Here is a 25,967-nt window from a genome sequence, read left to right as displayed (position 1 = left end):
ACTTTTTGTGGTTTATTTGGCACGTATTTTTTTGAAAACGATTTTGAAAATTCCAATGTATCCTCATAAGTATTGCTTTCATCCCCCAAAAGACCCAGAATCAGTTACTTAATTTCCGAGAGTCTACTAAACGCTTACAAAAAAGAGTTTGACTTGTATACAAGCCAAACCGATCATAAATCACACCCTGTTCTATTGTCAATCAATTTTTAAGAAAACATCATAGTGCTTGTCCCATTGCGATATTAACTGATGTTCCCTATAGATTTCGTACTATTTAACATGTATACTAGTGTAAGAATCATTTCAAAAGAAAGTTGGTTTTAACATGTCCTTAAAAGAGGAAATTATGAATGAGTTGAAAAGGGATATCCTTTCCTTACAGTTAAAGCCTGGAACCATTATTAGTGAAACGACATTATCCGAACGCTACCAAATCTCACGTACTCCGATTCGCGATATTCTTAAACAGTTGTCCTTAGAAGATTACATTAATATTTATCCGAAAAAGGGCAGCATTGTTTCTTATATCGATCTTGAATCTGTCGAGCAGCTTATTTTCTTAAGAAGTACATTGGAAAAAGAAATTATGAAGGAATTAAAAGATCATCTTCCATTAAAGGGGTTGCATGAATTAAAAACAATTCTTGCCAAACAAAAAGAATGCATCGATGAAGAAGATGGTTTAGAGAAATTTCTCCAGCTCGATGATGCTTTTCATAAAACTTTATATGATCTTGCTGGGAGAGGATTTCTATGGAGTTTAATACAGCAGTTTCAAGTTCACTATATAAGATTCAGACGACTTAATATGCATCGAAAAGACAAACTAGCAGAAATCCATAAAGAGCATGAATTGATGATTGGTCTTCTTGTCCAAGGCGAAACAGAGAAAATTGCCGAGCTCGTACGTCATCACCTACAAGCAGATATAAACTCGCTAGATTTCCAGGAGCACTTTGGTAAGTATATTAAAAGTTCCGAGTCTTTTTAATTAGTGGCTTAAACATTTATTTGGCACAAAACGGAGAAATCACCTTGATTTCTCTTTTTTTGCGAGGAATTTAAATAATATAAGTGAAGCAGTCACTTCTGTAAATATTTTGCGAATACTCCAACACCTGCCCTGTTCTCCGATCTATGCAGCCTGATTCTAAGCTTAACAGTGGTACAAGGCTAGGGCATTTTAGCAGTTCTCTTTCCTTTTTATTGGGGAAGATGACAGTCAGCTTTGTTTTCAGCGCTTCAAAGTCGCTATAGCCCTGTTTGCGGAAAAATTGAAAGATGGAGGAAATCTCACTCCCCTCCCTCATAATATTGGCAAAAACAGTTTGGGATAAATAAGAACTATGCACCGCTATCGGCAAATCTTCTACAATGCGCAAGCGACTAATTTTATATACAGCTGCATTTTTTTCAGCGTTTAAAGCATGAAAGATGGAAGTATCGTAGGCAATCTCTTCACAAGCAATATTCTTTGTTTCAAAGCGATAATTCAGTTCTTGCATTTTCTCACTAAAGCTAACATCTCCCGTTAAAACGAGAGGAATTTGCAGCTTTTGATTTTGAACATAGCTCCCTTTTCCTTGTTTCGAAAAAATATAACCAAGCTCTTGCAGGCGCTCATATGCTTTACGAACAACGATTCTCGGTACTTGATAATAATCTGCCAATTCATTTTCAGAAGGCAGCTTATCATTCGGTTTATAAATTCCTTTTCGTATTTTCGAAATTATTGTATCAACCAATATTGCTTTTTCAGACAATTTGGCTAATCCCCCTTTGAACAATCTAAAACAAGTATAGCGATTGATTTTAAACTTTGTGTTACACCGATGTTAATTTTGTAAATAGCTTCCGATAAGAAACTTATTCTACACAACAAGGCCGATCAATAATTTAGCTACTCTTTTAATGGCCTTGCCTGTATTATAACAAGGATATCTGACCAGTACCGTTCCATATGTTCAACTTGAAGATTTGATTTTTTCATAAGTTCAGGAAAATTGCGATTACAATGACACCCAGAGATTTGTTTATAAACTGGATCTATGATTTTTTGAGCAAGGGAAAGCAATGGATTAGAGCTCAGACCATGCTCCATCAGCAGTACGCGTCCTCCCGCACAGCACCAACGGTTGAATTTTCGTAATACGGCAATGGGGTCAGCGTAGCTGCAAAGAGAAAGAGTCGATACAATGCAATCGAAAGAATTATCTGCAAACGTTAACTCTTCGAGATCCTCTGTCATAAACTCTGCTTTCACTTGAAACCTGTCTGCAGCTCTTTTTGCACTTTTTATCATCTCAGAACTAAAATCAACACCTGTAATTTCAACATTTGCTCGATTATAGTAAGGAAAATTCGCCCCGGCTCCAACCCCCACTTCCAACACTTTTCCGTATGCATTTGTAATCAATTCTTTTCTCCATCTGGCAATTCTGTGATTATGTTGATTGTTTTCATACATTTTTGCTTGTTTATCAAATTTTTTAATTAACCGATCTTTTTTCATTTGCCCCTCCTTCCATCCGCCACACCATTTTTAAAAATTTTCAAAAAAATATCTACGCACCAACTTGTAGTTTATGGCATCCATATTAACTAGAAAAAGCCCTAGCTAATTAGGGCACACCATTTATTGTACTTCACCCATGCTTTTTAATAAATGTTTCCATATCATTGAAATCTTCAAAATAGGTTTCAAGCATATCTCTCGACCAATTCCACCAAGCAATTTTCATTAATTTAGCAGATATTTCTTGTGGAAATCGCCTCTTTAACGGCCTAGCCGGTGTTCCGACAACGATCATATACGGATCAACATCTTTCGTCACCACCGCCCCAGAGCCAATAACAGCACCTGTTCCAATCTCCACATCCTTCATAATGATCGCTCCATGTCCAATCCAAACATCATGCCCTATTTTCACTTTTTTGGTACGGCGCCACTCAAAAAATTCCTCATCGTCCTTATCATCAAGGCAATAGGCAATTTTTCGATAAGTCATGTGATGTTGCGTTACCCGTTCCATTGGATGTTGCACAGGGTTAATACATACATGAGAAGCAATAGAACAAAATTTACCGATTTCTGAATAATTGACAGTCACATCGTCCATCGTATAAGTGTAATCCCCAAAAGAAGATTCTACAATCTTATTATTTGCACCTATTGATGTCCATGCCCCAGCAAAGCTATCAATAATTTGACTCGTGGGATCGATACTAGGAGTGGTTGACAATTTCCTTTCCTCATTAGGCTGATAGATAAGAGGCATATTAAACATTCAACCTTTCTTTACGTAATTGTAGAGCATGCAATGTTTCAATACCCGGACTTTTACTTCCAATCAGAACTGGCTTTTCCCCATACGCCCCATGAAAATCAGAACCGCCTGTCATGACAAGATCATATTCCTCTGCCAACTGTTTTCCTTGCTCTTCATGCTCTTTGTTATGAAGTGGGTGCCAAACCTCAATTCCTTCTAGTCCGGCTTCCACCAATTCCGGAACGATATCAAAATTTCCATATTGGCCTGGGTGAGCTAACACTGGAACACCACCTGCTTGCCGAATCATCTTAACAGCTTCTTTCGCGTCAATATATTGCATTGGAATAAACGCGATACCCGGGGGCTTTCTATTAAATAACTTTTTATAAAGTGAACCGTAAATAGAATTCGTATATTTTTTTTCTATTAAAACCTGCATGATGTGCTGTTTGTATACACCCGTTCCTCCACGAGCGATCTCTAAACATCTTTCCCAAGTAATATCATAACCGCTATCTATTAGTCTTTGAACCATTTCCTTTGAAATCTCGTGTCTTTGTTCTACAAGTGGACCGCATATCGCCTCAATCGCCGCATGCCCAGGCTCAATAAAATAGCCCAATATATGAACTCTTTTTCCCCTTTGAAAGTCATAGCCTGACACTTCAATTCCCGGAATAATTTCAATTCCATACTTCTTTCCCACTTTAACCGCATCTTCCAAACCTTTTGTTGTATCATGGTTTGTTATCGCCAAATGACTTACATTTTGCAGTAAAGCCAACTCTAATACTTCCTCAATTGATAGTGGACAATCCGAAATATTAGTATGACAGTGAAATTCTACCTTCATGATGGCTACCTCCTCTTTATATTTAATCTATGTGAATCACATCCATGTACCGACGTTCCTTAATTCAAGAATAACTTGGCACCAAGTACAAATGGTTAAGCGGAAGTTAAGTTCTTTTTAAGGGATTGTTAAGAAAAATTTCAATAGTTCCTTTCATTTTTAGTTTGCAAAGCTAGAGTACGTGCTAATTATGGGCGCTAAGTCTTACCATTTTTGTTGCTAATTTAGGTCGTATTTACCGGAAATAATTAACAGAAATTAGAATAGCTATTTATATTCCATTAATAATCTGGATCTACACTAAGGTAGTACCAAAAAAATCTACTTAATGAGGTGATTCTTTTGAAGTTCAAGAATTTATCATTAACATTGCTTGCAGCTTTACTTCTCACTGGAGTTCTAACAGGTTGTGCAGACCAAAATGAGGTTGATACAGAGGAGAATGAAACTGAAACACCTGCAGAAACTGAAACTGAAGAAACAAATGAGTAAAATATACAGTGAGACCTTCACATAATTGTGAGGGTCTCAGCTTGTTGACAAACGGCATCGAGACTCTCGGTGTCTTTTGTTCATTTTAAGCTTAACTCCTCAGCCACTGCCTTTGAGGGCACTCTTCAAGCCTCCTGATACTCCCTGCTTCTTATCGGCTCGACCGGAATTAGACAAACCTTTCAGTTATATTGAAAGGCGTGTCAAGCCTTGGTTTCACAGGAAATGGGATTAAACTTGTTTAACTGGCTAAATGAAAAACCGTCAAGATCTTTCAGGAATGGTTAAAAGCCCCCTTTTCACCATGCTATTAATAAGATTTAACTTTTTATCTAATTGAATAATTGCAATAAAAGGCTCGTCGATTTTCCATTGATAGCGCAGATCATACCAATGGACTTCATAACCATCTTCTGTTTGGATGATTTTAGCGTGCATAAAAGATGAATGGAGCATTAAATAATCTATAAAAGAATGATTTCTAGAAGCTTGAATAATTTCATTTTTATCACTTTCTTTTTTTAATACTTTGGACCATGTTATTTGTTTGTTTGCGTATTTTCCCAATCTATACTTTTCATGATCGTTTGCAATAATTCCCCACACATTCCATCGAAAAGTAGGCAGAAGTGTATAGGTAACATCTCGTTCACCTTGGCGATGCAATTCCTTTATTACCTTCCTGTGTTCATAATATCGAAACACCATATAGGTGAAGACAATCAAGTAAACAATTGAAAATACTATTCCCGACTGAAAGCCTATTATCCATAGTAAAATCCCCACTATATGAAGAAACGTAATGATTGGATCAAAGATTGGCAAAATATTAATCGCTATCCATTTTTTTGAAAACGGGAGAAGTGCCTGAGTTCCATAAATATTACAGACATCAAACAAAACATGCAGCATCACTGCTAACGTCGTCCACAGCAAAAAGGTAAGGAAATAAGAACCACCTGTACCAGCCGCTGCGATACTTGCAATTAAAAATGATAATATCCCTTGAGAATAAAGGGAATGACTAACCCCGCGATGCTTTTTGACATAGGTTTCATTACCTTTATATTTATAAAGGTAATCCACATCAGGAGCATTTGAGCCAACGATCGTACAAAATAAGAGCGAACCTAATAATTCTGGATGATCGGCAACGGCCGGATCTAAAAATGATAGACCTGCAAGGCCAATTCCCATTATTGTATGCGTCGAAGTATCCAAATCTCGTAGCCTCCCTCACATTTTTAATGTGTGGCTTGTTTCGTTTTCCAGAAATATGAATCTAAAATATCGTCAATAATGGTTTCGGTCGCTCGAGGAACTCGTATCTTTTCCAAAGAGGAGCTCATCTTCATTAACCTTTTATCATCTTGAAGGAGCTTCTCCGTTTCTTCAACAATCTGGCCCGGCTTTTCGCAAAATAACGCAGCACCATTACGCAGAAAGAACAATGCATTTTCCCTCTCTTGTCCTGGCGTTGCTCCCAATAAGACAACAGGAACGTTTTTAGCAACAGCTTCTGATAAGATAATTCCACCTGGTTTTGTTATGACACAAGTAGCCATCGTTAATAATTCAGCCATATTAGTAACATACTTGAATAAACGGATGTTATGGCCTTCCTGATACTTCTCTTGCAACTGGTGAAAAAGTTGTTCATTCTTTCCACAGACAACCAAAATTTGCAGATTTACGTTCTTCTGTAATTTCTCACAGATTTGCTTTATTTCTTTTGATACACCGTATGCTCCCGCTACGATTAAGACTGTTTTTAAGCTGGGATTCAACTGATATTTATTTAAAAGAGTTAGTCGGGACAAGCGATCTTCAAACTGCTTTCCAACGGGAATACCTGTAACGGCAATTTTCCTTTTATCCACACCGATATTGACTAGTTTTCTTTGAAGTTCACCTGTTGCAACATAATATTTCTCAATGGATGGTTGGATCCATGCATGATGGAGGCAATAATCTGTCATGACAGTATAAGCGGGGATCATTTTATTTGTTTTCTGTGAAAAATATTCGACAGCATAAGAAGGGTAAGTATTTATAATTACATCAGGCTGCTCCTCTGCAATCACTTTATTCAATGTTGAATATCCATAAGGAAAAAGGAGAATATTTTGACGTTTTATTATTTCCTGACTGCTATAGTAAAAAAGACGATACAAATATTTACCGCTCTTTGTAAAGCTTTTCAGATATAGCTTTCTTGTCCATTCATTTAAACGGGGATTCGTTTCTTGATAAATATTTCTCACACTGACATCAGCACGATCATGAAGTAAAAATCGTTCATAAAGTGTATGCGCTACTTGAAGATGGCCATTGCCATAATTAGCCGTCAAAATTAACACTTTTGGTTTCCTCATCAACCTTTACAGCTCCCCTTTCATTTTTTAACATTTTGCAGCTAATTTTAAATAATTCACTAGCTTCAACATTAATGTAGCAAAAAAGTGTGGAGGCCATTTTAAGGAAATGTTAAGTTAACAGATGCTGATGCTACGACTATACAAAAGCTTTGCTAAACAAAATTGTGACAAATTCAATACCGGCATATAGCCAGACTTTACAAAAAAAGAAGCCCATCAATTAGATGGATGCCTCTTTCATAATTTTAATCTTTTGGAAACAGCGTTGACCAAAAACTTTTAAATGTCCAGCTCGATTCTTTACTTTCAACTTGTTTCTTGTTTTCATAAGCTTTTTCACATAAAATTTGTTGACTATCGATCTCTTCTTCACCATCTACTCTTTTCACATAATGATACTTCCCCGTTGAATCTTGCTCGCGTGCTTTACAATTGTCTCTAAGCATTAAATTTAAAATGTCGTGGATTCGCAGCTTCAGATCACTCTCAAGAATGGGAAACAGAATCTCAATCCGATTTTCCATATTACGGGTCATTAAATCTGCAGAAGATAAAAACACTTTATTCGCGCCATTATGATGGAAACAATAAATTCTCGTATGCTCCAAAAATGTGCCAACAATACTGCGCACCGTAATATTTTCACTAACCCCTTTAATCCCAGGGCGCAAGCAGCAAATTCCCCTTATAATCAAATCAATTTTCACTCCAGCAATGGAGGCTTCATATAACTTCATGATAATCGTTTTATCCGACAAAGAATTCATTTTCAAAATCATATGTCCATTTCCAAATTGCTTATGGTATGTAATTTCCTCATCGATAAGCTCAATAAAAGCATCCCGAATCCCAAAAGGAGCAATCGCTAGATAATGAAACGTCGGTTTAATCATATACCCACTTAGAAAATTGAAAAAATTCGTCGCATCAATCCCAATTTTATGGTTAACAGTAAACAATCCCATATCAGTATAAATTTTTGCAGTGGCATCATTGTAGTTTCCGGTCCCTAAATGAACGTATCTTTGAATACTTCCATTTTCACGTCTCACAACGAGGGTGATTTTACTATGTGTTTTCAAATGGGTCATTCCATAAATAACATGACACCCTGCCATCTCCAACTCTTTAGCCCATTGAACATTATTTTCTTCATCAAATCGCGCCTTCAGTTCGACTAAAACCGTTACTTGCTTGCCATTCTCCGCCGCACGCTTAAGGCTGTTAATAATTGGAGAATCGCCGCTGACCCGATAAAGCGTCTGTTTAATAGCAAGAACATCTTTATCATCTGCAGCTTGCGAAATAAAATCGATGACCGGTTCAAAAGAATCATACGGATGGTGGAGCAAAACATCACGCTGCTGAATAATTTGAAAAATATCTCCTTCCCCTTCTAAATCAGCAGAAGGTTGGGGGATAAAAGATGTTCCAACTAAATGTTCGTGCGTAGCTTCAATCGCTTTAATAAACGAAAAGAGAAAGGTCAAATCAAGTGGTGCTTGTAAGGAATAGACATCATTCTTATGAATTTCCAACTCCTCGATTAAGTAATCAATTACCTGCCTGTCACTGCGCTGTTGTTGCACTTCTAACCGAACTGCCGCTCCCCACTTCCGTTTCTTCAATTCCTCTTCAATCTCATGCAGAAGATCCTCGGCTTCGTCCTCATGAATATTTAAATCGGCATTACGAGTGATTCGAAATGGAGTGACGGATTTAACATTATATCCCAATAAAAGCTTATCAATGAACTTAGCGATAATCTCTTCTAAAAGAACAAAAACTCTTTCGTCATTCTCAATCGGTAATTCGATATATCGGTTGATAACAGCAGGAACTTGTACAATCACAAGATTCCCATCAAAAGGAAAATGCTTCTTTTTTTCCATTATCTTTTCTTCAATCACAACAGCAAGATTAAGCGATTTATTTAAAAGCATCGGAAAAGGTCGATAGGCATCCACTGCCATAGGAGTTAAAACTGGGAAAATCTGTTCATCAAAAAATTGCTCCAAAAATGTTAACCATTGTGGTGAAACATCATCTATTGATACAAATTTGACATGTTCTTTTGCCAGTAATGGAGTTAATTGATTTAGATAGGCATGGTCTTGTTTCTCTACGAGCGTATGAGTCAATTCAGAGATTGCCGATAATTGTTCTTTCGGAGTTAATCCGGCTTTATTTTCAGGCTTATTATAACCTGCTTTCACTTGATCAAGTAGACCAGCTACACGTACCATAAAAAACTCATCTAGATTAGAACTAAAGATGGATAAAAACTTAAAACGCTCTAGCAAAGCATTTCTCTCATCCAACGCCTCTTCTAACACTCGATAATTAAAATCTAACCAGCTTAACTCTCTATTATTGTAATGATCAGGATTATTTAAATTTACTGCTACAGAACTTTCATCAGCGGTTTGCACTAATCCCATCTCCTTTTCTCTTTCTAACATCATTACAGTACACTACCGCTGTAAAATTTTTGTAAATTATATGTATTTTTTTTGTTTTTTTTTAAGCATTGTGATTTTTCTAGCATTTATATAGTTATAATAGTTAGATAATCTTTTTTAAAGGAAGTGTTTTTAAATTGAAAAATAAAGTTGTAGCATTAATTGATATGGGCTCCAACTCTATTCGTTTAGCGATATATCAAATAGATAACGTGGGTCATTATAAAGAGATACAAAAAGAAAAAGTGGCTGCACGTCTTATTAACTATATGGAAAACGGCAAATTAACGAAAGAAGGAATCGAGCTAGTCATTTCAACATTAAAAGATTTTCAAACGGCTATGGATGCCATGGAAATTGACGAGCTGACTGGATTTGCAACAGCCGCAATTAGACAATCATCTAATCAAGCAGAGATTTTAAACGAAATCAAAAAACAAACGGGTATTTCTATGAAAGTATTAAGTGAATATGAAGAAGCTTATTACGGATATCTAGGTGTGATTGACTCTATCGATTTAAAGGATGGAATTACCATCGATATCGGTGGTGGAAGTACCGAGATCACCCTCTTCCATAAACGAAAATTAGTAGAATTTTTTAGTTTTCCATTTGGCGCCGTTTCCTTAAATTCGAAGTTTGCTTTTGGGGAACAGGTTACAACAAAACAATTAGGGGAACTTCGAACATTTCTACTATCGCAATTTCAAAAACTTCCTTGGCTTGCTAATATTAACTATCCGATTATCGGAATCGGCGGAACGGCCAGAAATCTCGGAAGAATTTATCAAAAAGGACAGCACACAAACGAACATTCACTAACATTCGATGATATAAACAAAATCTTATTAGAGTTATCTTCATTATCCGTTGAGGAGCGTTCAAAAATCAAGGGATTATCAAAAAAACGAAAAGACATTATTATCCCAGGGATTATGACGTTTTTAACGTTAATGGAGGTTGTACAAACACCTTATTTTATCTTTAGTGAAAAATCAATTAGGGATGGAATTTTAAAGGAAAAGTTAACTGCATCAAGTAAACAGCAGAATATTATTTAGTTTGTGCCGTCTTCATTACTATGGAGAAAAAGTTGGAAAAAGAAGTATTCCAGAGCAAAAGGAAACAAACTAGTAACGCGGAGCGCCAATTTTTGTGTACGTGAAGGTGATTCCCCTTCACGTACACAAAAAATTTGAATAACATTGTTTTGTTTTTTGGTATGAATTTACACATAATGATGTGATTGTCCTCACGGGTCCTTCATGCGGACACGAGGTTCCCTTTTTTGCCCGAATTTGTCCTCATGGGCCCTTCAGAACATTTCATAAAAGCATGCTTTCTTGTTAACACAATCATTTAATTAACGATTAATGATTGAATTTTACGTTTTTTACCTCAAACTGTAGCCACTGAAATGGTCCTGTTTTTAAATTCCAAGTTACTTCACCATGAGTAGGCATGAGAACGCCGTCCATTTTCTCATATTTGTCCATATGAACGGACCATTCTTCTAAGGAAAATTCTCCACGCTCTTCTTTATATCGCTGAGCCACAAAGCGCTCAGGCTCACCACTTTCTTTAAAATAAAATGTTCCGGAAACAGTCATACCAGCAGTTGTGAGCGTAGCCCGTGCTGATGTTTGATCAAGTGCCTCCCAAGTAATATGCGGAGCTAAAGCTACCTGAGGGTACCATACCATTTCCGCTAAATAGCGCACCAAGCTACCTTGCAAAAGCTTAGAACCAGAAACATTTCCAACTGTAAAAAGCCCCAAGATGCTAATATGCATATCTGCCTGCTCTCCTGTATATATATCTCTGCCATAAATCGTCACTCCAGGCATTGCTTGTATTTCTGACTTCCATATAAAGCCAGGATTCCCAACATTCGAATATTGTTCAGCGTAATACTCCATCCATTTTCCTTCCGACTTCGTTCGTAGTAAACCTTGCTGACTGATCGAAACGGAAACAGCCGGAGCTTTTTCTAAAGAATGGGAGAGCCTCAACCAATTTGCAACCGGCTCTGGCAATTGCTGTAATTTCTTTTCTGTTGCCGAAAAAACTGGGTTTGAAATCGATTCTTCGATGATTAATTTTGTTTCTTCGTTCAATCTTTTTTGAAATTGATGATATTTTATGAGCACCCATATGAACAAAATGATGACAATGATGATGCTAATGACTAATTTTTTAGACAATTATATCTCTCCAAACACCGTTTATTTTTTATTATGGGTAAATTGCCAGTAAATGAGATAAGGCACTGGCGTAAATAAAAGTATAAAATACTTACTTGCGTACCAACCGGCTTCTCCCTTCGCATCAAAATGAAATGGAATTTTGTTCGGCAAAAATAAAGTAGCAATAAACAAAAGGATAAATGTTCCCAGTAATAACAGCCAAATTGTCCATGTTTGTTTTTTCATCATAAAATCCTCCTTTTAATGTTGATGTTAATAACAGCAACAAGTCCTTTGAAAAATAAAATATTTAGCATGATGAGTGTGAGCGCGATGCAAGATAAAATGGTTGCCTCCCCCCAGTTCCTACTCATGGCCATCTCTAAGCATTTATAAAAAATGGCAATAATGCCAAATGACAAAAAAATTGCCAGTACAACGTTGACGTTCTGTTTGATAGCTTCAGAACGATTAACCCAATTAAGCTTTGGACGAAAGGTGTCTAGCAGTACTCCTATCAACGACGATAGCCCGATGAATAACAGTCCTATTGTGAAAATAATCACAAATTGTTTTAAGCTATATCCGAAATAAAAGAGAAAGACAAGGCCGTTCATTAGCAAACCACAACAAGCAAGAACCGATGCAAAGGCAAGCTTCACCAAGACTTGCTGCTGAAACGGGATTGGAATAATGCGACAGATCCAAAAGTAGCGTCCTTCTCTGGAAACACAACTCGAAGCAACTGGATGAATAGCAGAAGTGATGGCAATAACTCCTAAAGCTAGAAGTGTAGCCATGAACGGCTCCTTTTCAACTGCTTCTCGTATCATCTCCCTTGAATCGCCTCCCATTTCTCCTAATTGAAAGGCAAGTGGTAATAAAAAGGGAGGAATAATGATCGAAAATAATCCATTCAGAACATAGACAGGTTCACGAAAAAAGAGATACCACTCTTTCCGAAAATAACTGATAAAAGAATTGTATTTCCGAAATTGATTATCTCCTATCCTTGCAGGTTTCCTCTCTCTTAAAGCGCCATTACTCACTCGATAAAATCCTTTGCTGAAAAGATGCTTAGCGACGAAAAAAAACGACATTAAACATCCGAACGCTAGTCCTACAAGAAATACAAGTATCATGCTGTAGTCAATGGTATTTAATTCGATTATCTCATTTAAAAGCTCAGCTCCTGTTTTTCTGCGCAGAAAACTTGCTGGAATTAAGCTTGCAAGCACAACTACAAGCAAACAACTTGAAAACCCCATTATGCCAGCATTAACTCGCCTTTTTATTTGCGCCATTTTTAAACTAAAAATCATGATCAGCGCTAATATTGTAAGAGCAATAACAGGCAGTGTAAAAAAAACCATAACTCCTGCTACTATAAAAAATATGGAAAGATGGTAAAAACCGTATACACACAAGGCTGGAACAAGAAATACCAATTCTAATAGATAGCCCAACAATAAAGCAACAAGCAATTTACTTGTTAATAAAATTTCTGGTTTAACTGGCAAATAGAGTAGTCCTTGATAGTCATTTGAGTAGAAAAATAGATGAACGATAAAAAAGGTGGCTGCAAGCAATAGAAGTAGTAGAAATATACCAATGAAGACAAGCAAATAACCTGTAGGTATACCGACATCATAAAAATAATGATAGAGCTTATTTAATAGATTTACATAATAAGTAACAAGTGCCCCAGCAAGGATGATCCCAGTCACAGCAATCATGAAGGCATGCAAGTTAAAACGATTTTTTTTAATGGTATGACGGACATTCATGAAGCTCATATTGATAAGTACTAATGTTCTGGTCAGCTTTCCAAGTGTAGACATATTCATCTTATTGAACCACCTCTAAATAAAGCTGTTCAAGCGTTTTATTCTCCACCTGTAATGACTCGGCAATATGAACAATTGACCCATTTTTAATAATGACAATTTGATCACATATTTGTTCACAAACTTCCATAATATGTGATGAAAATAAAACTGCGTTCCCTTGTTTCGCATATGATTTCATCAAGCGTTTTAAAACCATCATGGCTTCTACATCAAGCCCGGTCAATGGTTCATCCAAAATCCATAACGGTGGTGAGTGAACGATAGAGGCCATAATAAAGAACTTTTTTTTAGTGCCATGTGAACAACTTTTAATAGGTTTATCTAAAAAGGGCTGAACTTGAAAGTCAGCAATTAAAGGGCGATAGTTCTCCTCTCTTTTACCAGAAGAGACACCATACATATCAGCGATAAAATTTAAATATTCAAGCCCGGTTAAGTTATCATAGATCGACTCGCTGTCCGAACAATACCCAATTGAGCTTTTATAGTGAAACGAATCGGAAATAAGAGAAAAATTTTGCACTGTAATGCTTCCCTCTTCAGCATTTAACAACCCTAAGATCAACTGAATAGCTGTTGTTTTTCCTGAACCATTTGGCCCAAGCAAACCACAAATCAGACCTCTTTCAACTACAAATGACAAATGATTTGCTGCCGGTTCCTTCTGTCCATTATAGCGATAGGTAACATTATCAACATTTAACATTTCTACTTACTCCTTTCGTCTCCCCGAAAAAACATGCCGACATGAATAATCCGGACTAATCGGAAATAAATATCGCACTCTTTCTTTCTAGGTTTCTTTCAATCTTCTTCTAGCCGCAATCCTGTTTATGGAGACCATTGCGTAAAGCAAGGATGGGCTCTAATCCCCGACAAAATATCTTTTCCTGCAAAGGCAAACTTCCACTATTTAACGAAGCTGTTCCCTGAAAAAATCCACCCTTTCAACCAAATCCAATTTCGCCATTAACTCCATACGATGGAACCATTGCATCCAATTTTGGGGACTATCCAACTGTCGAAGTCCATCTTCATCGTTTGAATAGAAAAATTACAGGATTTGCTCATACATTTTTCAAGCGGTGGTTCCGTTCTACACTGGTTCTCAGTTTCAGTAAAGAGTCGATATTGGATGGAGGGGCAGCTTCTCTCAAGCAAGCGATCCACTAATTTCTTCATCAATAATCGGGCTTGCTCATCTCGATTCATCTCCAGCCTTCTCCATTTTCTCAATATTGCTCATCAATTTCTCAATATAACAGCTAAACAGTTCTATTTCGTCGTAAGAAAAATCTGCAAATAAATGATTTAAAAACTCCAGCTCTTTATCCCCGCGAGTTTGAAAATAATCTAGGCATTTTTTTGTAAGGCTAACCCGTTTGATGCGCCGATCCTTAGGATCAGTAAAAATATCAAGAAAGCCTTTTTCCTTTAAGCTTTTCACCATTTGCATCACATTTTGGTGAGTTGCCCCAACGATGCGAGCGATTTCTTTAATTGATAGCATCCCCGATCCGCTCTTAAAAATTATGGCAACTAGCAGCCATTGCTTCACTGTGACTCTTTCATCCAATCGATCCCCAAGCACCTGCAGTCGATTTGCGATTAAAAACAATGATGCAAATATTCTTCCTTGATGTTCGTCCATGCATACTGCTCCTTCTTTTCAAAAACAAGAGCAATGCTTACTTCTCTTGCTTGCTTTGATTGAATTATGTACTTATATTCTCCAGTAGGAAATCTTTCATTAATTTCCGTTTCTAAACCGTCTTCTGAAGTAACTTGTGCGACTAAAATAGGCTCTTCACCTTTCGACCTAAATAACTGAAGAGTGATATCACCTGATTCAACTGTCCCTGCTACTAGAAGATTGTCAGAATCGTTTACTGATAGCGTTCCTTCATACCTTCCCTCGAATAAACCAATAGTAATAAGATGACGATTATCTTCAGCAGTTTTAATAAATTTTGTTGCTTTGTAACCTTTAAGTTGGCAGCCAGCAATAAGCAAAATACAAATAAAAGTGAACGATATTTCTCTTTTCATCAACGACACCCTCAAAATAGGTAATATATTACCTATTTTTATTATAAATGAGACCCATTCTTTGAGTCAATGAATTACTGGAATCTTGACACTATTTCAATCCACACACTCCATACAGAGTGTGACCCGAATACTTATCGCGGAGCAACAAGAGATGATATTTCAATCCACACACTCCATACAGAGTGTGACTAGTAACGCATCTACAAGAAACGCTGTTCTAGAAATTTCAATCCACACACTCCATACAGAGTGTGACATTGGTAACACATATGAGAACATTGAGTTATTAAATATTTCAATCCACACACTCCATACAGAGTGTGACGTATTATTCGGTTTCTTTGTTTTAGGTATAATATTTCAATCCACACACTCCATACAGAGTGTGACTTACCTTTCAAAAATAAGAAAAAGGGAATAACGATTTCAATCCACACACTCCATACAGAGTGTGACGTTTCCAAAGTGTCTGTCCCCGCAGGGAAGATATATTTCAATCCACACACTCCATACAGAGTGTGACGTTATCGATGTTCAAACGGTAGCAACAATGGATATTTCAATCCACACACTCCATACAGAGTGTGACACCTTCCACCTATACTCACAAGAGACGAAGCTATGATTTCAATCCACACACTCCATACAGAGTGTGACAAACGCTCTATATACATCCCAAGGTATACTAAAAGATTTCAATCCACACACTCCATACAGAGTGTGACACATTTTCCTATAAAAGTCTACAAAAATATACATATTTCAATCCACACACTCCATACAGAGTGTGACGGCAGCAAATTCGCCAGCGCGCGCGAGTCAGACGATTTCAATCCACACACTCCATACAGAGTGTGACATGGTGAACCTGCGTATTTACGTCCGTAAATTAAAATTTCAATCCACACACTCCATACAGAGTGTGACGATCAAGTAGCAAGTGATTTACGTGTGATTTACAACATTTCAATCCACACACTCCATACAGAGTGTGACAGCGCCGGTTATGCGCCCTTTTATATCAACGCTTCGTATACTAAAAAGTGCGAATCTCCATGGGGCAAGGAAATTTTATAAGATACTTACGGTTGTCCGAAAATTTTTTGGAACGATTCTGTTGTCGCATCAGCTTTTTTAAGGATTTATTCAACTGGTGCGAATCCCCCAGAGAATTTATGTTCACTTATGGTTCGCACCAAATATTATTTAGAAGCAAGCTTTTTAAATTCAGTTTATAAAGTATAGCCAAATTATTACTATTTTTTTATCCCTAACCTCATCCGATAACTGAAGAGAATCTCTTTTATTTCACCTGCGAAAACCTCTTTCACATGATTACGAAATTCTGCAAATGCCTCTTCAATCTCATGAACTCTTAATTTTAAGCCAGTTTGTAAGCCACCTTGGCTAAGAGCAATATTGGCGTAACGCTCTGCATCACATTGTTCCCAATGATGAAACACGATTTCCTTTGCGAAAGAGAACAGATTTGAGTATTCGATCTGCTCAAGATGTTTGTCTTTTGGCCATTTTTGCGCTCGTGATTGCAAAGGAAGCACTTGAGAAAGACGCTGTTCTACCAATGAATATAATTTCAAAAAATGCTTTTCTAATCTCCAGTCACATGTTGGTGGCCAATCACAATCATACGCAGCGAATACTCCATTTGGACGCAGAACACGAGCAAACTCTTTTAACGTTGATTGTGGTTCCATCCAATGAAAAGATTGTGAGCAAGTAATAATGTCAGCCGCTTCATCTGTTAATCCCAACTTATGGGATAATCCTGCTACAAATTGAAGATGCACTGGTTTTTGCGCTTCCTCCCAGCGTGAATGGGCTAGCTGACGCATATCATCATTTGGTTCCACCCCAATAATCCGCTCAGCCTCATGAAGCCAAATAAATGAAGAAAGCCCAGTTCCACACCCCACATCAACCACTAACTTTGGCTTACCTTCGAAATAATGGGTTAAAATTTTCACAACTTCTTTTGGTGCACTTGGACGATTTTGATCGTACAGCGCACTAAACCCTGTAAAACGTTCAATATTATGTCGATTTGCTTCAGCCATTTCCTTTTCTCCCGTCCAATTATATAAATATTGTATCATAACTTGTCATCCCCATTGAAAATTTTCCCATTAACTATTCAATACTTTACCTTCTTTATTCATATTCGGATTCATTATTATACTTTTTAGCAAATTGCAATCTGTTCTTGCATTGTTCAGATGCCATCAATACCACTTATCGAAAATTCTCAGCTACCAGCATCGTTTTCTATCCACATTCAACCGGTGAAGCTTGGATTAAAATAAATTAATAAAACCGAAAAGTTTGTCTGCACAGTTTTTGTTCTATACAAAATAGAACAGATTTGTTATAATAACTATAGAACAGATTGGAGGAAGAATGATGATCATTCGAATTGAATCCGAATCAGACATCCCCATTTACTTGCAGATATCAAATCAAATTATTGAGGGTATAGCACGAGGATATATTAAAGCAGGTCAGACACTTCCATCTGTTAGGAGTTTTGCCGCTGACCTTGGTGTGAATATGCACACAGTCAATAAAAGTTATCATCATTTAGAACAAAAAGGCATTATTCAGATCGTTCCGAAGTCTGGTGCTGTGATTACATCACCACAGAATTTCAACGAGAGTACTATTAATAAACTTAAAGATGAATATAAGCATCTTATTGCTGAATCTTTAGTGATAGGAATGCCCACCACACAGATAAAAGAGCTTGTTGCTGCTCTTCTCGAGGAGTTTAAAAAAAGCAATGGGCAATTAAAATAATGCAGGAGGTATTACGATGACTTTAGCCGTCTTTCTTTTTATTGCGATTATTATTGCTGGAATTCAAACAACGATTCCTTTTCTAGTAAATCGTTCCATCATTTTCGGAGTAACGATCCCTGAGAATTATTTGCGCAATGAGACGCTGCTATCCTATAAGAAAAAATATTCACTGTTTGTAGGTGTGTTTTCGCTTATCCTTTTAGCAAGCTATCTTTTATGGGCCCTCTTACAACCGGTCACCCAAGAGCAAATTGTTTTGCTTGGAACGTTCCTTGAGTTTGCGATTATTCTCTTTAGCTTTGCCCTCTATTTTTACTTCCATGGAAAAACCATGCGGCTGAAGAAAATAAATCAATGGACTGAAAACTTAAAGAACATCAAAGTCGCCGATTTATCAGCACGCGCTCATGATGAAATGCTCCCTTGGCAAGTGTATTTACTGCCAATGATAATTACGGTTGGCGTCATGATTTACACCATTATCCAATACGATTTATTACCGCAGCAAATTCCAACCCATTGGGGAATAAACGGAGAACCAGATGCCTTTACTGAAAAAACAATGCTCTCAGTACTTCTTCTTCCTTTGACCCTTTTGATTATGCAACTCATGTTTTTAGGCCTTCATGTAGGAACGAAGAAATCGGGCATTAAAGTAAACAGCGAAAGCACAGAAGTATCGCGACAAAGACAGCTTACCTTACGAAAATATTCAAGCTGGTTTATGTTTTTTGTCAGTATGCTTCTTACGATGTTGATCAGCTACTTTCAATTACAAACCATTCACCCAACTATATTTTCTGCAACAGCCATGTTCTTGATACCGCTAGGTTTCCTTATTCTTATCTTAATAAGCGCGATTGTCTTTGCTGTCAAAGTGGGGCTATCAGATAAAAAAACAGCCCCGCAAATACAGGAGAAAATCGTCGACTCCAATGAGGATTCCTATTGGAAAGGAGGTCTCTTTTATTTCAACAAAAATGACCCATCTATTTTTGTTGAAAAACGGTTTGGTGTTGGTTGGACAATAAACTTCGCTAATCCACTTGGTTATCTTATTGTCTTTCTACCACTTATCGCGATTATTCTCTTTACATTTTTAGCGAAATAATAAGTACCTGTTCGAAAAGTACTAATACAATTATAAAAATTTTTTTCTTGATGATCTTTAGGATGAGTCGCTTACAAATTGGCTCCATAAAAAAATTTAAGGGCTCCGAAAATCTCGGATGCCCTTCTTCCACTTGCTCTTACAAATAGCCCTTCTCCATAAATTGCAGCAATTCACTTTCGGCAACGACGATATCATCTTTCGCTTTAAGACTAATTCGTTCTGCTGCTTCTTGTGCTTCTCTAATCGCTGCTTTTTCATCGACTGTTAATAAGACACCGTCCTCAACAATAATTTTCCCATCAATAATCACCGTTTTCACTTCATTCCCTCTCGCAGAGTAAACTAAATTTGGCACAATGTTACGAATTGGACTAACGATAACCGGAGTTAAATTTGGCTGCTCCATATCGATAATGATTATATCGGCTTTCTTCCCTTTTCGTAATGAACCAATTTCGTGCTCTAAGCCAATTGCTTTCGCAGCTTCAATGGTCGCCATCCGCATTGCTAATGGCGCCGGAAAAACAGTCGGATCGCCGTATTTTACCTTATTCAATATGGCAGCAAACTTCATCTCGTTGAACATATTATTATTGTTGTTGCCAGGTGCTTGATCGGAGCCTAGCGCACCAACACCGCCAGCCTGCAAAAACTTAACGATTGGAGGTACTAACCCGTCAATAATCCCAATGCTCCCCGCACAATAAATCATCGATGCTCCACTTTTAGCTACAGTTACGGTCTCCTCATCGTTTGCTTCCGTTAAGTGTACCGCAATAAGACGTTCGTCCAAATAATTGATTTCTTCTAAAAATGGAATCGATCTCTTGCCATATCTTAATACCATTTGATTAATTTCGCGATCACCTTGCGCCAAGTGCATATGTAACTTCGTATCATAATTTTTTGCTATTTCGCGTATTTCTAACAGAAGCTCCTTTGACATCATATCAGGGCCATGAGGTCCAAACATTACTGTAATTCTGCCATTTTCACTCTCATGCCACTTTTCCATAAGCTCTAAATTGTTTTTTAGTTTTCGCTCCCCAATCGCCGGATTAAATGGATATAACTCTCCTACTGGTACTTTACCAATATCATGGGGAATTTCATTAATCATTTCTGCCAGTCTTGCTCTTGCCCCGATTTTGACATAATTATGAACGATCTTGTTCATCGATTCGTCATAATCACAAAAAGTTGTCGTTCCTGCTTTCACTCCTTCAATAATATTAACAAGCGAGCCTTTCATCGCATCATCTACTGTAACGTGTTTATGAAATGGCCAAAGCCCCTTTTGCATCCAATTATTGATATCTTGTGCTACTCCCCGCAAAATGGAAAGTCCTGTGTGAATATGAGAATCTACGAATCCCGGCATAACTACTTTACCTTTTGCATTAATCATCCGCTCTGCTTGAATATTGGCAAGGATCTCATCCGTTCTGCCCACAGCGGTAATTAAATGACCTTTAATGGCAACAGCCCCATCTTCTATAAAACCGACACCCGGTCCCTCCATCGTTAAAACATGTGCGTGCGTAATCACTAAATCTACTTTCAAAATGACACACCCTCCCTCTATTTTTTCCCAGTCATTGCCCAAATAGCGATAGCGGTTTCATTCCCCGGATTAAAAAAACTATGTGGGAGTGTACTATCAAAATAGATGCTATCTCCCACTTTTAAATGATGCTTTTCATGCTCAACTGCAACAACAATTTCGCCCTTCAGAATATAACCACACTCTTCCCCGCTATGTGCTAGCTGCTTTAGATTTTCCGTATGGAACGGCTCTACTTGCAGTTCAAAAAATTCAATTTTACGGAGGGATGAACTTCTAGTTAATAGACGATAAACCACATTGGGATGCAACATTTTCACTGTTTTTTGTTGTTCCTTTTTAATCACTTGAACAGAGCGGTGCTCAATATTTTCAAAGAAAGAAAAAATTGGAGTTCCTAAAACATGACTTACCTTCCACAAAGTATCTAAAGAGGGATTCGCTTGACCCCTTTCAATTTGTGAAACCATACTTTGACTAACTTCAATTTTTTGAGCTAATTCCTCAATGGTAAGTCCTTTCTCCTTGCGGACGTTACGAATTTTTTGACCAATTACAGTCGATGGAAAATTCGAATTTTCTGTCATCTAACACCTTCACCTCCCACTTGACCGAGATAAAATTTAATGGCTGCTTTAAGCAATTTCGGAAAGACCTCCGTGGAAAATTTAACTTCTAAACGTTCCGTACTTTTATGTGCGTCCTTTCCAAACGGACCGATATTGATTGAGGGAACATTAAACTCTCTAATCGCTGCGATCGGGATATTATATCCATTCCCGAGCAATGGCATATTTTCATAGATGGCGCTAAGTGATTCTTGATCATTAAGCATTCGACAGTAACTAACATCCGATAAACCGTTAAAAAAAGGTTTTACTTTAATTTTTTCCTGAAACTGTGTTTCACTTTTCTCAATAATATAAGCGACCATTTTTGAAATACGCTCTTCCTGCTTTGTTGCATTGTTCAAGTAAACATGAGGATAATACGGCGGTGCAAGCATAATTAAATAAAATGGGGCCTCATGGGCAAAGTATTTCATTAGTTCAACAGCTATATCCACTGTTTGTTCACGAAAATCTATCTCCCCTTGATTGGACATGATTCTATCAAACGATTGTACAAACGCCTCTCCATGATCTTTCATTCCTCTTTCATACAGCTCAGCAAAGGTGAACACGGCTGGTCGAAAAGCTCTTTCTTTTGCTTCATCGAATGCTAGATTATAAGTTTGATATTTTTCCACTACTTTTTCATGAATCGATACTGCTGATTCTAAAGCAATCTCCTTAATTGTTTCCACAATCTCGTTTGGCGTCTTCTGAAGCGTCAAGACATTATATAAGGCATATGCAACACTTGGAGTTTGGACATTGTATTGCTCCTTTAAATCGGTCACCTTTAAACAAGTTGGTGGGGGGCTGATCTCCTTATCTTTTTTGTCTACTAACTTGTTTGAAAGTTCCATCTTCGTAACTAAATCAGCGATCATCCAACCTGCATTTAAACCTTCCAACGGTTCACCAACATGCGTTTCTTTGCCAACACACATGATTAAAGGCAGCAATTTCCCAACTGATCCTGTATAAATATACTTTTCCTCGCACCCAGGTTCTGAGGCAAAGCTTGGTTCCGAACATATACAAAGCTCATATTCCAACTGATGTGTTTCCTTTAATGTATTTAAAAAAGGAATGACAGCAAACATACCTTCAGAATTACGCTCTTCATCTGGAGAAGCGATTAAAAGCAGATTCCCAGAAAAGTTGTCATCTTCCATAAGCTCTGAAAGAACGGCAATTTGTCCCGCAAGACCTGCCTTCATATCCATAATCCCTCTAGCAAACAACCACTCACCACTGGAAAGATCTTCAGCCACTTCAGGATCCAAAATCTTTTCATCTTTTAATAGCTTCGTGTAAACTTCAGGAGCAAAAGCATGGTCTTTTAAGTTACCAAAATCCTCGACCCCGACTACATCGAAATGACTTAACAGCACCACTGTTTTACTGGAAGGACTCCCCTTCCCTCTAAAGAGTGCCACAACATTTTCCCTGCCAAGGGGGTCACCTTCAATCGGAACTTTCATTACATTTTCAGGATTTTCTTGAAAATAAGGAAGCTCCAGCAAAATATTGCAGATTTCATTAGCCATTTCTACCTCACCGGCAGTATGAGAAATGCTAGGAACTTGAACGAGACGTTTGATTAACTTTTCAATATCTGTTGAGCTGACATAAGTCACGTAATCCATTATATCTACTCCTTAAAGACTATATAGTTTAAAATATAACATTTCCAGCACAATTCCAATTATTCATTATTTTCAAAATTTAATAGACATTTTAGGCAATTATAAACTATACTTATAAAAACTACAATGTTTTTAATATTTATTAGTAGGAGGGAGCTAATGACTAAAGTAACGATACAGGGAGAACGGTGGTTTCCTGCAGAGGAGTCCTTCTCAGACGAATTGCCTAAACTATGGGGCGACTGGTATTGCGATTCCGAAACCGGCAAGCTTAGAGATGTTTTGATGAGAAGACCTGGAAAAGAAATCGAGATCATTTCAGAGAATAATTATTCAACATACCGTTGGAAAGCTCCAATGGATGTTGCTAAAGCACAGAAACAACATGATGAACTAGCTAATATATACCGACAGCACGGTGTAAATGTACATTATGTTGAAACGCAAAGAGCCGATCGACCGAATGCCCTATTCATGCGTGATCAAGTATTCATGACACCTGAAGGAGCGATCGTCTGTCGCAATGGAATTTCAGCCCGTCGCGGCGAGGAGCGGTATACGGCGGAAGCGCTTGGTCGTCTCGGTGTTCCCATTGTAAAAACAATCAATGGGGATGGTTGGTTTGATGGGGCTTGTGGAATGTGGATTGATCGTGAAACGGTCATAATCGGTACTGGAGCTAGAGCGAACAAAAACGGTGCTGAACAAGTAGAGTCAGAATTAAGAAATATGGGTGTAAATCATATTATTCGCTTTGAAATTCCTTATGGCCATGCTCATCTTGATGGCTTAATCAATATCGCTGACAAAAAAACCGCTGTCTTGTTTCCTTGGCAAGTACCTTACGATGTTGTGAAACAATTAATAGATAGAGATTTTACCATTGTGGAAGCGACAAATCTTGAAGAAATTAAAGTAAATGCTTCTATTAATTTTGTTGCCCTCGAACCAGGTAAAGTCGTTATGCCAGCTGGCTGTCCAGATACAAAATCGAAGATGGAAGCGGCCGGCATTACGGTTATTGAGGCGGATATGAGTGAAATATTAAAAGGCTGGGGAGCGATTCATTGCATGACTGCGTTTCTAAATCGAGACCCGATTAACTAAATTAATGAAAAGGTGCTGAAAAATTCATGAAAAAAATATCAATGATTCTCATAATCATTTTTACTGTCATTCTTGCAGGTTGTACAAAAGAAACAAGTAATGGAGAAGCTGGCGCTGTTCCATCTACAATTGACAAGGTTTTAAAGAATAAAAAACTCGTCATTGGAACAGCTCCAGGATACTTCCCCTTTGAAATGATTGATTTAAATGGTGAGTTTATTGGATACGACGTAGATACAGCCAGAGCCATTGGCGAAGCATTGAATGTTGATGTCGAATTTAAACAATTTGGCTTTGATGGATTAATTCCAGCTCTGCAAACAGGAGAAATCGATATGATCATTGCTGGGATGACCATACGCGGCGATCGTGCCTTAGCTGTTAGTTTTGCCAACCCTTATTTCTCAACTGGACAAGTATTAATGCTGCCGAAAAGTGATACAACAACAACATCTTGGGAAGAGCTAGATCAAGCTGGAAAGAAAATCGCTGTATCACTTGGAACTACAGGGGCGTTACTTGCCAAGCAATTATTTAAAGAAGCGACAGTCGTGGACTTTGAAGATTTCCCAGCCGCTTCATTAGCGTTAGTACAGGGGCAAGCAGACGGAATCATCTACGATGAACCAGGAGTTCGCACATATGAAGCAATGAATGCGGATAGTGTTCGTGGAGTATATGACTTAATTTCATCGGAGAATCTTGGCATCGCTGTAAGACATAATGACTTAGAGACCGTACAATGGTTAAATTCATTTTTAGAATCGTATAAAGGTAGTCCAGCAGAATTAGAGTCATTTGAAAAATGGTTTAACAGCGCTGACTGGATGAATGATGTAAAAGAAGAAGAATAAAACATATTTAAATTTAGAAATCTAGGGGGAGAATGGATGTATCAGCCAGACTGGAGTGTCATTCCTCAGAATATAGGCCTATTTTGGGAAGGGGTCTTACTCACACTAGAGATCTCGGCTCTAGCATTGGTCATCAGTATTCCAATTGGGATTATATTAGGATTATGTCGTATTTCAAAAAACAAAATCATTTCGTTTCTAGCAACTTCTTACATTGAAATCATGCGAGGCGTTCCACTCCTTGTTCTCCTCTTTTGGATATTCTTTGTAATGGGCAGATTTTTGCAGCTTGGGCCGTACTGGTCCGCCATTGTTGGACTAGCTGCTTTTTCGGGAGCATTCGTTGCAGAGATTGTCAGAGCTGGAATCCAATCAGTACCTCGCGGGCAAATGGAAGCAGCTCGTTCTTCAGGGATGACCTATGTCCAAGCGATGAGACTAGTAATTTTGCCGCAAGCTTTCCGAAAAGTATTACCGCCTTTAGCATCACAGTTTATTATTTTAATTAAAGATTCATCACTCGTGTCAGTGATTTCTGTAGTCGATTTGACATTAGTAGCGAAAAATCTAGTTGCCACTTCCTTTCGTTCTATAGAGGTTTGGACATTTGTTGCAGTATTATATTTCATAATGACCTTCACCCTCTCGCAAATCATTCGATTTTTAGAAAAGAAATATAACTCATATGATTAACAGAAAAAGAGGTGAA

At 37.6% G+C, this 25,967-nt stretch carries 25 protein-coding genes and 1 CRISPR repeat array; of the genes, 8 read left to right on the top strand and 17 right to left on the bottom strand.

Annotated features, from left to right (window positions below; translation table 11 throughout):
- Positions 1 to 349 precede the first annotated feature (349 nt).
- Positions 350 to 994 (top strand): GntR family transcriptional regulator, encoded by a 645-nt coding sequence (locus PZE06_RS16860; protein WP_263641565.1) that lies wholly within the window; start codon positions 350 to 352, stop codon positions 992 to 994.
- Between the two features lie 70 nt (positions 995 to 1,064).
- On the opposite strand, the gene PZE06_RS16855 is transcribed toward PZE06_RS16860, so the two are convergent.
- From PZE06_RS16855 to PZE06_RS16840, 4 genes are all read right to left on the bottom strand, one after another.
- Positions 1,065 to 1,766: a GntR family transcriptional regulator gene (locus PZE06_RS16855; protein WP_150948913.1), complete on the bottom strand. Its 702-nt coding sequence runs from the start codon at positions 1,764 to 1,766 to the stop codon at positions 1,065 to 1,067.
- A 137-nt stretch (positions 1,767 to 1,903) separates the two neighbouring features.
- A complete protein-coding gene (locus tag PZE06_RS16850) occupies positions 1,904 to 2,515 on the bottom strand; it encodes a class I SAM-dependent methyltransferase (RefSeq protein WP_150948911.1) in 612 nt (203 codons plus the stop codon).
- 133 nt (positions 2,516 to 2,648) lie between these two features.
- Positions 2,649 to 3,281 carry an LbetaH domain-containing protein gene (locus tag PZE06_RS16845; RefSeq protein ID WP_150948909.1) on the bottom strand — a complete coding sequence of 211 codons (633 nt, stop codon included), beginning with the start codon at positions 3,279 to 3,281 and terminating at the stop codon, positions 2,649 to 2,651.
- A 1-nt stretch (position 3,282) separates the two neighbouring features.
- A complete protein-coding gene (locus tag PZE06_RS16840) occupies positions 3,283 to 4,128 on the bottom strand; it encodes a PHP domain-containing protein (protein WP_150948906.1) in 846 nt (281 codons plus the stop codon).
- A gap of 342 nt (positions 4,129 to 4,470) precedes the next feature.
- On the opposite strand from PZE06_RS16840, the gene PZE06_RS16835 reads away from it, so the two are divergent.
- Positions 4,471 to 4,620, top strand: coding sequence for a hypothetical protein (locus PZE06_RS16835; protein ID WP_191963265.1), 150 nt, complete (start codon positions 4,471 to 4,473; stop codon positions 4,618 to 4,620).
- A gap of 264 nt (positions 4,621 to 4,884) precedes the next feature.
- Here PZE06_RS16835 and PZE06_RS16830 read toward each other — a convergent pair whose 3' ends face one another.
- The 3 genes from PZE06_RS16830 to PZE06_RS16820 all read right to left on the bottom strand — a co-directional run bounded on the left by PZE06_RS16830 (position 4,885) and on the right by PZE06_RS16820 (position 9,439).
- Positions 4,885 to 5,841, bottom strand: a complete 957-nt coding sequence (locus PZE06_RS16830; RefSeq protein ID WP_150948904.1) for a metal-dependent hydrolase — start codon at positions 5,839 to 5,841, stop codon at positions 4,885 to 4,887.
- 23 nt (positions 5,842 to 5,864) lie between these two features.
- Complete coding sequence (locus PZE06_RS16825; RefSeq protein WP_191963264.1) at positions 5,865 to 6,995, bottom strand: MGDG synthase family glycosyltransferase; 1,131 nt, start codon at positions 6,993 to 6,995, stop codon at positions 5,865 to 5,867.
- A gap of 248 nt (positions 6,996 to 7,243) precedes the next feature.
- Entirely contained in the window at positions 7,244 to 9,439 is a 2,196-nt protein-coding gene (locus tag PZE06_RS16820) for an RNA degradosome polyphosphate kinase (RefSeq protein WP_150948898.1), read from the bottom strand.
- A gap of 158 nt (positions 9,440 to 9,597) precedes the next feature.
- On the opposite strand from PZE06_RS16820, the gene PZE06_RS16815 reads away from it, so the two are divergent.
- Positions 9,598 to 10,521, top strand: coding sequence for a Ppx/GppA family phosphatase (locus PZE06_RS16815; RefSeq protein WP_225310717.1), 924 nt, complete (start codon positions 9,598 to 9,600; stop codon positions 10,519 to 10,521).
- A 309-nt stretch (positions 10,522 to 10,830) separates the two neighbouring features.
- Here PZE06_RS16815 and PZE06_RS16810 read toward each other — a convergent pair whose 3' ends face one another.
- The 7 genes from PZE06_RS16810 to PZE06_RS16780 form a co-directional block, all read right to left on the bottom strand.
- On the bottom strand, positions 10,831 to 11,664 hold the full coding sequence (locus PZE06_RS16810; RefSeq protein ID WP_150948895.1) for a DUF6544 family protein: 834 nt from the start codon (positions 11,662 to 11,664) through the stop codon (positions 10,831 to 10,833).
- 21 nt (positions 11,665 to 11,685) lie between these two features.
- Positions 11,686 to 11,895 carry a DUF1648 domain-containing protein gene (locus tag PZE06_RS16805; protein ID WP_275791703.1) on the bottom strand — a complete coding sequence of 70 codons (210 nt, stop codon included), beginning with the start codon at positions 11,893 to 11,895 and terminating at the stop codon, positions 11,686 to 11,688.
- The gene (locus PZE06_RS16800; RefSeq protein WP_150948889.1) at positions 11,892 to 13,493 is read right to left on the bottom strand and encodes a hypothetical protein; all 1,602 of its coding nucleotides are present in this window, start codon (positions 13,491 to 13,493) and stop codon (positions 11,892 to 11,894) included. Before PZE06_RS16800 ends, PZE06_RS16805 begins: the two co-directional genes overlap by 4 nt.
- Position 13,494: 1 nt before the next feature.
- Positions 13,495 to 14,202 (bottom strand): ABC transporter ATP-binding protein, encoded by a 708-nt coding sequence (locus PZE06_RS16795; RefSeq protein ID WP_150948886.1) that lies wholly within the window; start codon positions 14,200 to 14,202, stop codon positions 13,495 to 13,497.
- A 492-nt stretch (positions 14,203 to 14,694) separates the two neighbouring features.
- The gene (locus PZE06_RS16790) at positions 14,695 to 15,147 is read right to left on the bottom strand and encodes a MarR family winged helix-turn-helix transcriptional regulator (RefSeq protein ID WP_150948883.1); all 453 of its coding nucleotides are present in this window, start codon (positions 15,145 to 15,147) and stop codon (positions 14,695 to 14,697) included.
- Positions 15,105 to 15,545: a hypothetical protein gene (locus PZE06_RS16785; RefSeq protein ID WP_150948882.1), complete on the bottom strand. Its 441-nt coding sequence runs from the start codon at positions 15,543 to 15,545 to the stop codon at positions 15,105 to 15,107. Before PZE06_RS16785 ends, PZE06_RS16790 begins: the two co-directional genes overlap by 43 nt.
- Positions 15,546 to 15,638: 93 nt before the next feature.
- Positions 15,639 to 16,544: a CRISPR direct-repeat array (repeat unit 33 nt; unit sequence ATTTCAATCCACACACTCCATACAGAGTGTGAC).
- 260 nt (positions 16,545 to 16,804) lie between these two features.
- On the bottom strand, positions 16,805 to 17,662 hold the full coding sequence (locus PZE06_RS16780; RefSeq protein WP_225310716.1) for a class I SAM-dependent methyltransferase: 858 nt from the start codon (positions 17,660 to 17,662) through the stop codon (positions 16,805 to 16,807).
- Between the two features lie 304 nt (positions 17,663 to 17,966).
- On the opposite strand from PZE06_RS16780, the gene PZE06_RS16775 reads away from it, so the two are divergent.
- Both PZE06_RS16775 and PZE06_RS16770 read left to right on the top strand, forming a co-directional pair.
- Positions 17,967 to 18,359 (top strand): GntR family transcriptional regulator, encoded by a 393-nt coding sequence (locus PZE06_RS16775; RefSeq protein ID WP_150948879.1) that lies wholly within the window; start codon positions 17,967 to 17,969, stop codon positions 18,357 to 18,359.
- Between the two features lie 16 nt (positions 18,360 to 18,375).
- A complete protein-coding gene (locus PZE06_RS16770) occupies positions 18,376 to 19,473 on the top strand; it encodes a DUF1648 domain-containing protein (RefSeq protein WP_150948876.1) in 1,098 nt (365 codons plus the stop codon).
- Between the two features lie 139 nt (positions 19,474 to 19,612).
- Here the strand turns inward: PZE06_RS16770 and PZE06_RS16765 are convergent, their stop codons facing one another.
- The 3 genes from PZE06_RS16765 to PZE06_RS16755 are packed head-to-tail and all read right to left on the bottom strand — an operon-like array spanning position 19,613 to position 23,297.
- Positions 19,613 to 21,040, bottom strand: a complete 1,428-nt coding sequence (locus tag PZE06_RS16765; protein ID WP_150948872.1) for an amidohydrolase family protein — start codon at positions 21,038 to 21,040, stop codon at positions 19,613 to 19,615.
- 17 nt (positions 21,041 to 21,057) lie between these two features.
- Positions 21,058 to 21,627 (bottom strand): helix-turn-helix domain-containing protein, encoded by a 570-nt coding sequence (locus PZE06_RS16760; RefSeq protein WP_150948868.1) that lies wholly within the window; start codon positions 21,625 to 21,627, stop codon positions 21,058 to 21,060.
- Positions 21,624 to 23,297 carry a M20/M25/M40 family metallo-hydrolase gene (locus PZE06_RS16755; RefSeq protein WP_150948866.1) on the bottom strand — a complete coding sequence of 558 codons (1,674 nt, stop codon included), beginning with the start codon at positions 23,295 to 23,297 and terminating at the stop codon, positions 21,624 to 21,626. The genes PZE06_RS16760 and PZE06_RS16755 overlap by 4 nt, the downstream gene beginning before the upstream one ends.
- A 159-nt stretch (positions 23,298 to 23,456) precedes the next feature.
- Between PZE06_RS16755 and PZE06_RS16750 the strand changes: the two genes are divergently transcribed.
- From PZE06_RS16750 to PZE06_RS16740, 3 genes are read left to right on the top strand one after another with little or no spacing between them, the layout of a single operon-like run.
- A complete protein-coding gene (locus PZE06_RS16750) occupies positions 23,457 to 24,404 on the top strand; it encodes a dimethylarginine dimethylaminohydrolase family protein (RefSeq protein ID WP_150948863.1) in 948 nt (315 codons plus the stop codon).
- A 26-nt stretch (positions 24,405 to 24,430) separates the two neighbouring features.
- On the top strand, positions 24,431 to 25,258 hold the full coding sequence (locus PZE06_RS16745; protein WP_150948861.1) for a transporter substrate-binding domain-containing protein: 828 nt from the start codon (positions 24,431 to 24,433) through the stop codon (positions 25,256 to 25,258).
- A 36-nt stretch (positions 25,259 to 25,294) separates the two neighbouring features.
- On the top strand, positions 25,295 to 25,951 hold the full coding sequence (locus PZE06_RS16740; RefSeq protein ID WP_150948859.1) for an amino acid ABC transporter permease: 657 nt from the start codon (positions 25,295 to 25,297) through the stop codon (positions 25,949 to 25,951).
- Positions 25,952 to 25,967 lie beyond the last annotated feature (16 nt).

This window comes from Robertmurraya sp. DFI.2.37, from assembly GCF_029211245.1.
Taxonomy (GTDB): domain Bacteria; phylum Bacillota; class Bacilli; order Bacillales; family Cytobacillaceae; genus Robertmurraya; species Robertmurraya methanolica_A.
Note: the sequence above shows the minus strand (reverse complement) of the source record. Positions and strands in the feature narration are given on the sequence as shown.

What these genes read in the sequence shown, in the direction of transcription:
- PZE06_RS16860 (WP_263641565.1), top strand. Translation starts at nt 350, where the DNA reads ATGAATGAGTTGAAAAGGGATATCCTTTCCTTACAGTTAAAGCCTGGA.
- PZE06_RS16850 (WP_150948911.1), bottom strand. Translation starts at nt 2,515, where the DNA reads ATGAAAAAAGATCGGTTAATTAAAAAATTTGATAAACAAGCAAAAATG.
- PZE06_RS16845 (WP_150948909.1), bottom strand. Translation starts at nt 3,281, where the DNA reads ATGCCTCTTATCTATCAGCCTAATGAGGAAAGGAAATTGTCAACCACT.
- PZE06_RS16840 (WP_150948906.1), bottom strand. Translation starts at nt 4,128, where the DNA reads ATGAAGGTAGAATTTCACTGTCATACTAATATTTCGGATTGTCCACTA.
- PZE06_RS16825 (WP_191963264.1), bottom strand. Translation starts at nt 6,995, where the DNA reads ATGAGGAAACCAAAAGTGTTAATTTTGACGGCTAATTATGGCAATGGC.
- PZE06_RS16820 (WP_150948898.1), bottom strand. Translation starts at nt 9,439, where the DNA reads ATGGGATTAGTGCAAACCGCTGATGAAAGTTCTGTAGCAGTAAATTTA.
- PZE06_RS16805 (WP_275791703.1), bottom strand. Translation starts at nt 11,895, where the DNA reads ATGATGAAAAAACAAACATGGACAATTTGGCTGTTATTACTGGGAACA.
- PZE06_RS16800 (WP_150948889.1), bottom strand. Translation starts at nt 13,493, where the DNA reads ATGAATATGTCTACACTTGGAAAGCTGACCAGAACATTAGTACTTATC.
- PZE06_RS16795 (WP_150948886.1), bottom strand. Translation starts at nt 14,202, where the DNA reads ATGTTAAATGTTGATAATGTTACCTATCGCTATAATGGACAGAAGGAA.
- PZE06_RS16790 (WP_150948883.1), bottom strand. Translation starts at nt 15,147, where the DNA reads ATGGACGAACATCAAGGAAGAATATTTGCATCATTGTTTTTAATCGCA.
- PZE06_RS16785 (WP_150948882.1), bottom strand. Translation starts at nt 15,545, where the DNA reads ATGAAAAGAGAAATATCGTTCACTTTTATTTGTATTTTGCTTATTGCT.
- PZE06_RS16780 (WP_225310716.1), bottom strand. Translation starts at nt 17,662, where the DNA reads ATGATACAATATTTATATAATTGGACGGGAGAAAAGGAAATGGCTGAA.
- PZE06_RS16775 (WP_150948879.1), top strand. Translation starts at nt 17,967, where the DNA reads ATGATCATTCGAATTGAATCCGAATCAGACATCCCCATTTACTTGCAG.
- PZE06_RS16770 (WP_150948876.1), top strand. Translation starts at nt 18,376, where the DNA reads ATGACTTTAGCCGTCTTTCTTTTTATTGCGATTATTATTGCTGGAATT.
- PZE06_RS16760 (WP_150948868.1), bottom strand. Translation starts at nt 21,627, where the DNA reads ATGACAGAAAATTCGAATTTTCCATCGACTGTAATTGGTCAAAAAATT.
- PZE06_RS16755 (WP_150948866.1), bottom strand. Translation starts at nt 23,297, where the DNA reads ATGGATTACGTGACTTATGTCAGCTCAACAGATATTGAAAAGTTAATC.
- PZE06_RS16750 (WP_150948863.1), top strand. Translation starts at nt 23,457, where the DNA reads ATGACTAAAGTAACGATACAGGGAGAACGGTGGTTTCCTGCAGAGGAG.
- PZE06_RS16745 (WP_150948861.1), top strand. Translation starts at nt 24,431, where the DNA reads ATGAAAAAAATATCAATGATTCTCATAATCATTTTTACTGTCATTCTT.
- PZE06_RS16740 (WP_150948859.1), top strand. Translation starts at nt 25,295, where the DNA reads ATGTATCAGCCAGACTGGAGTGTCATTCCTCAGAATATAGGCCTATTT.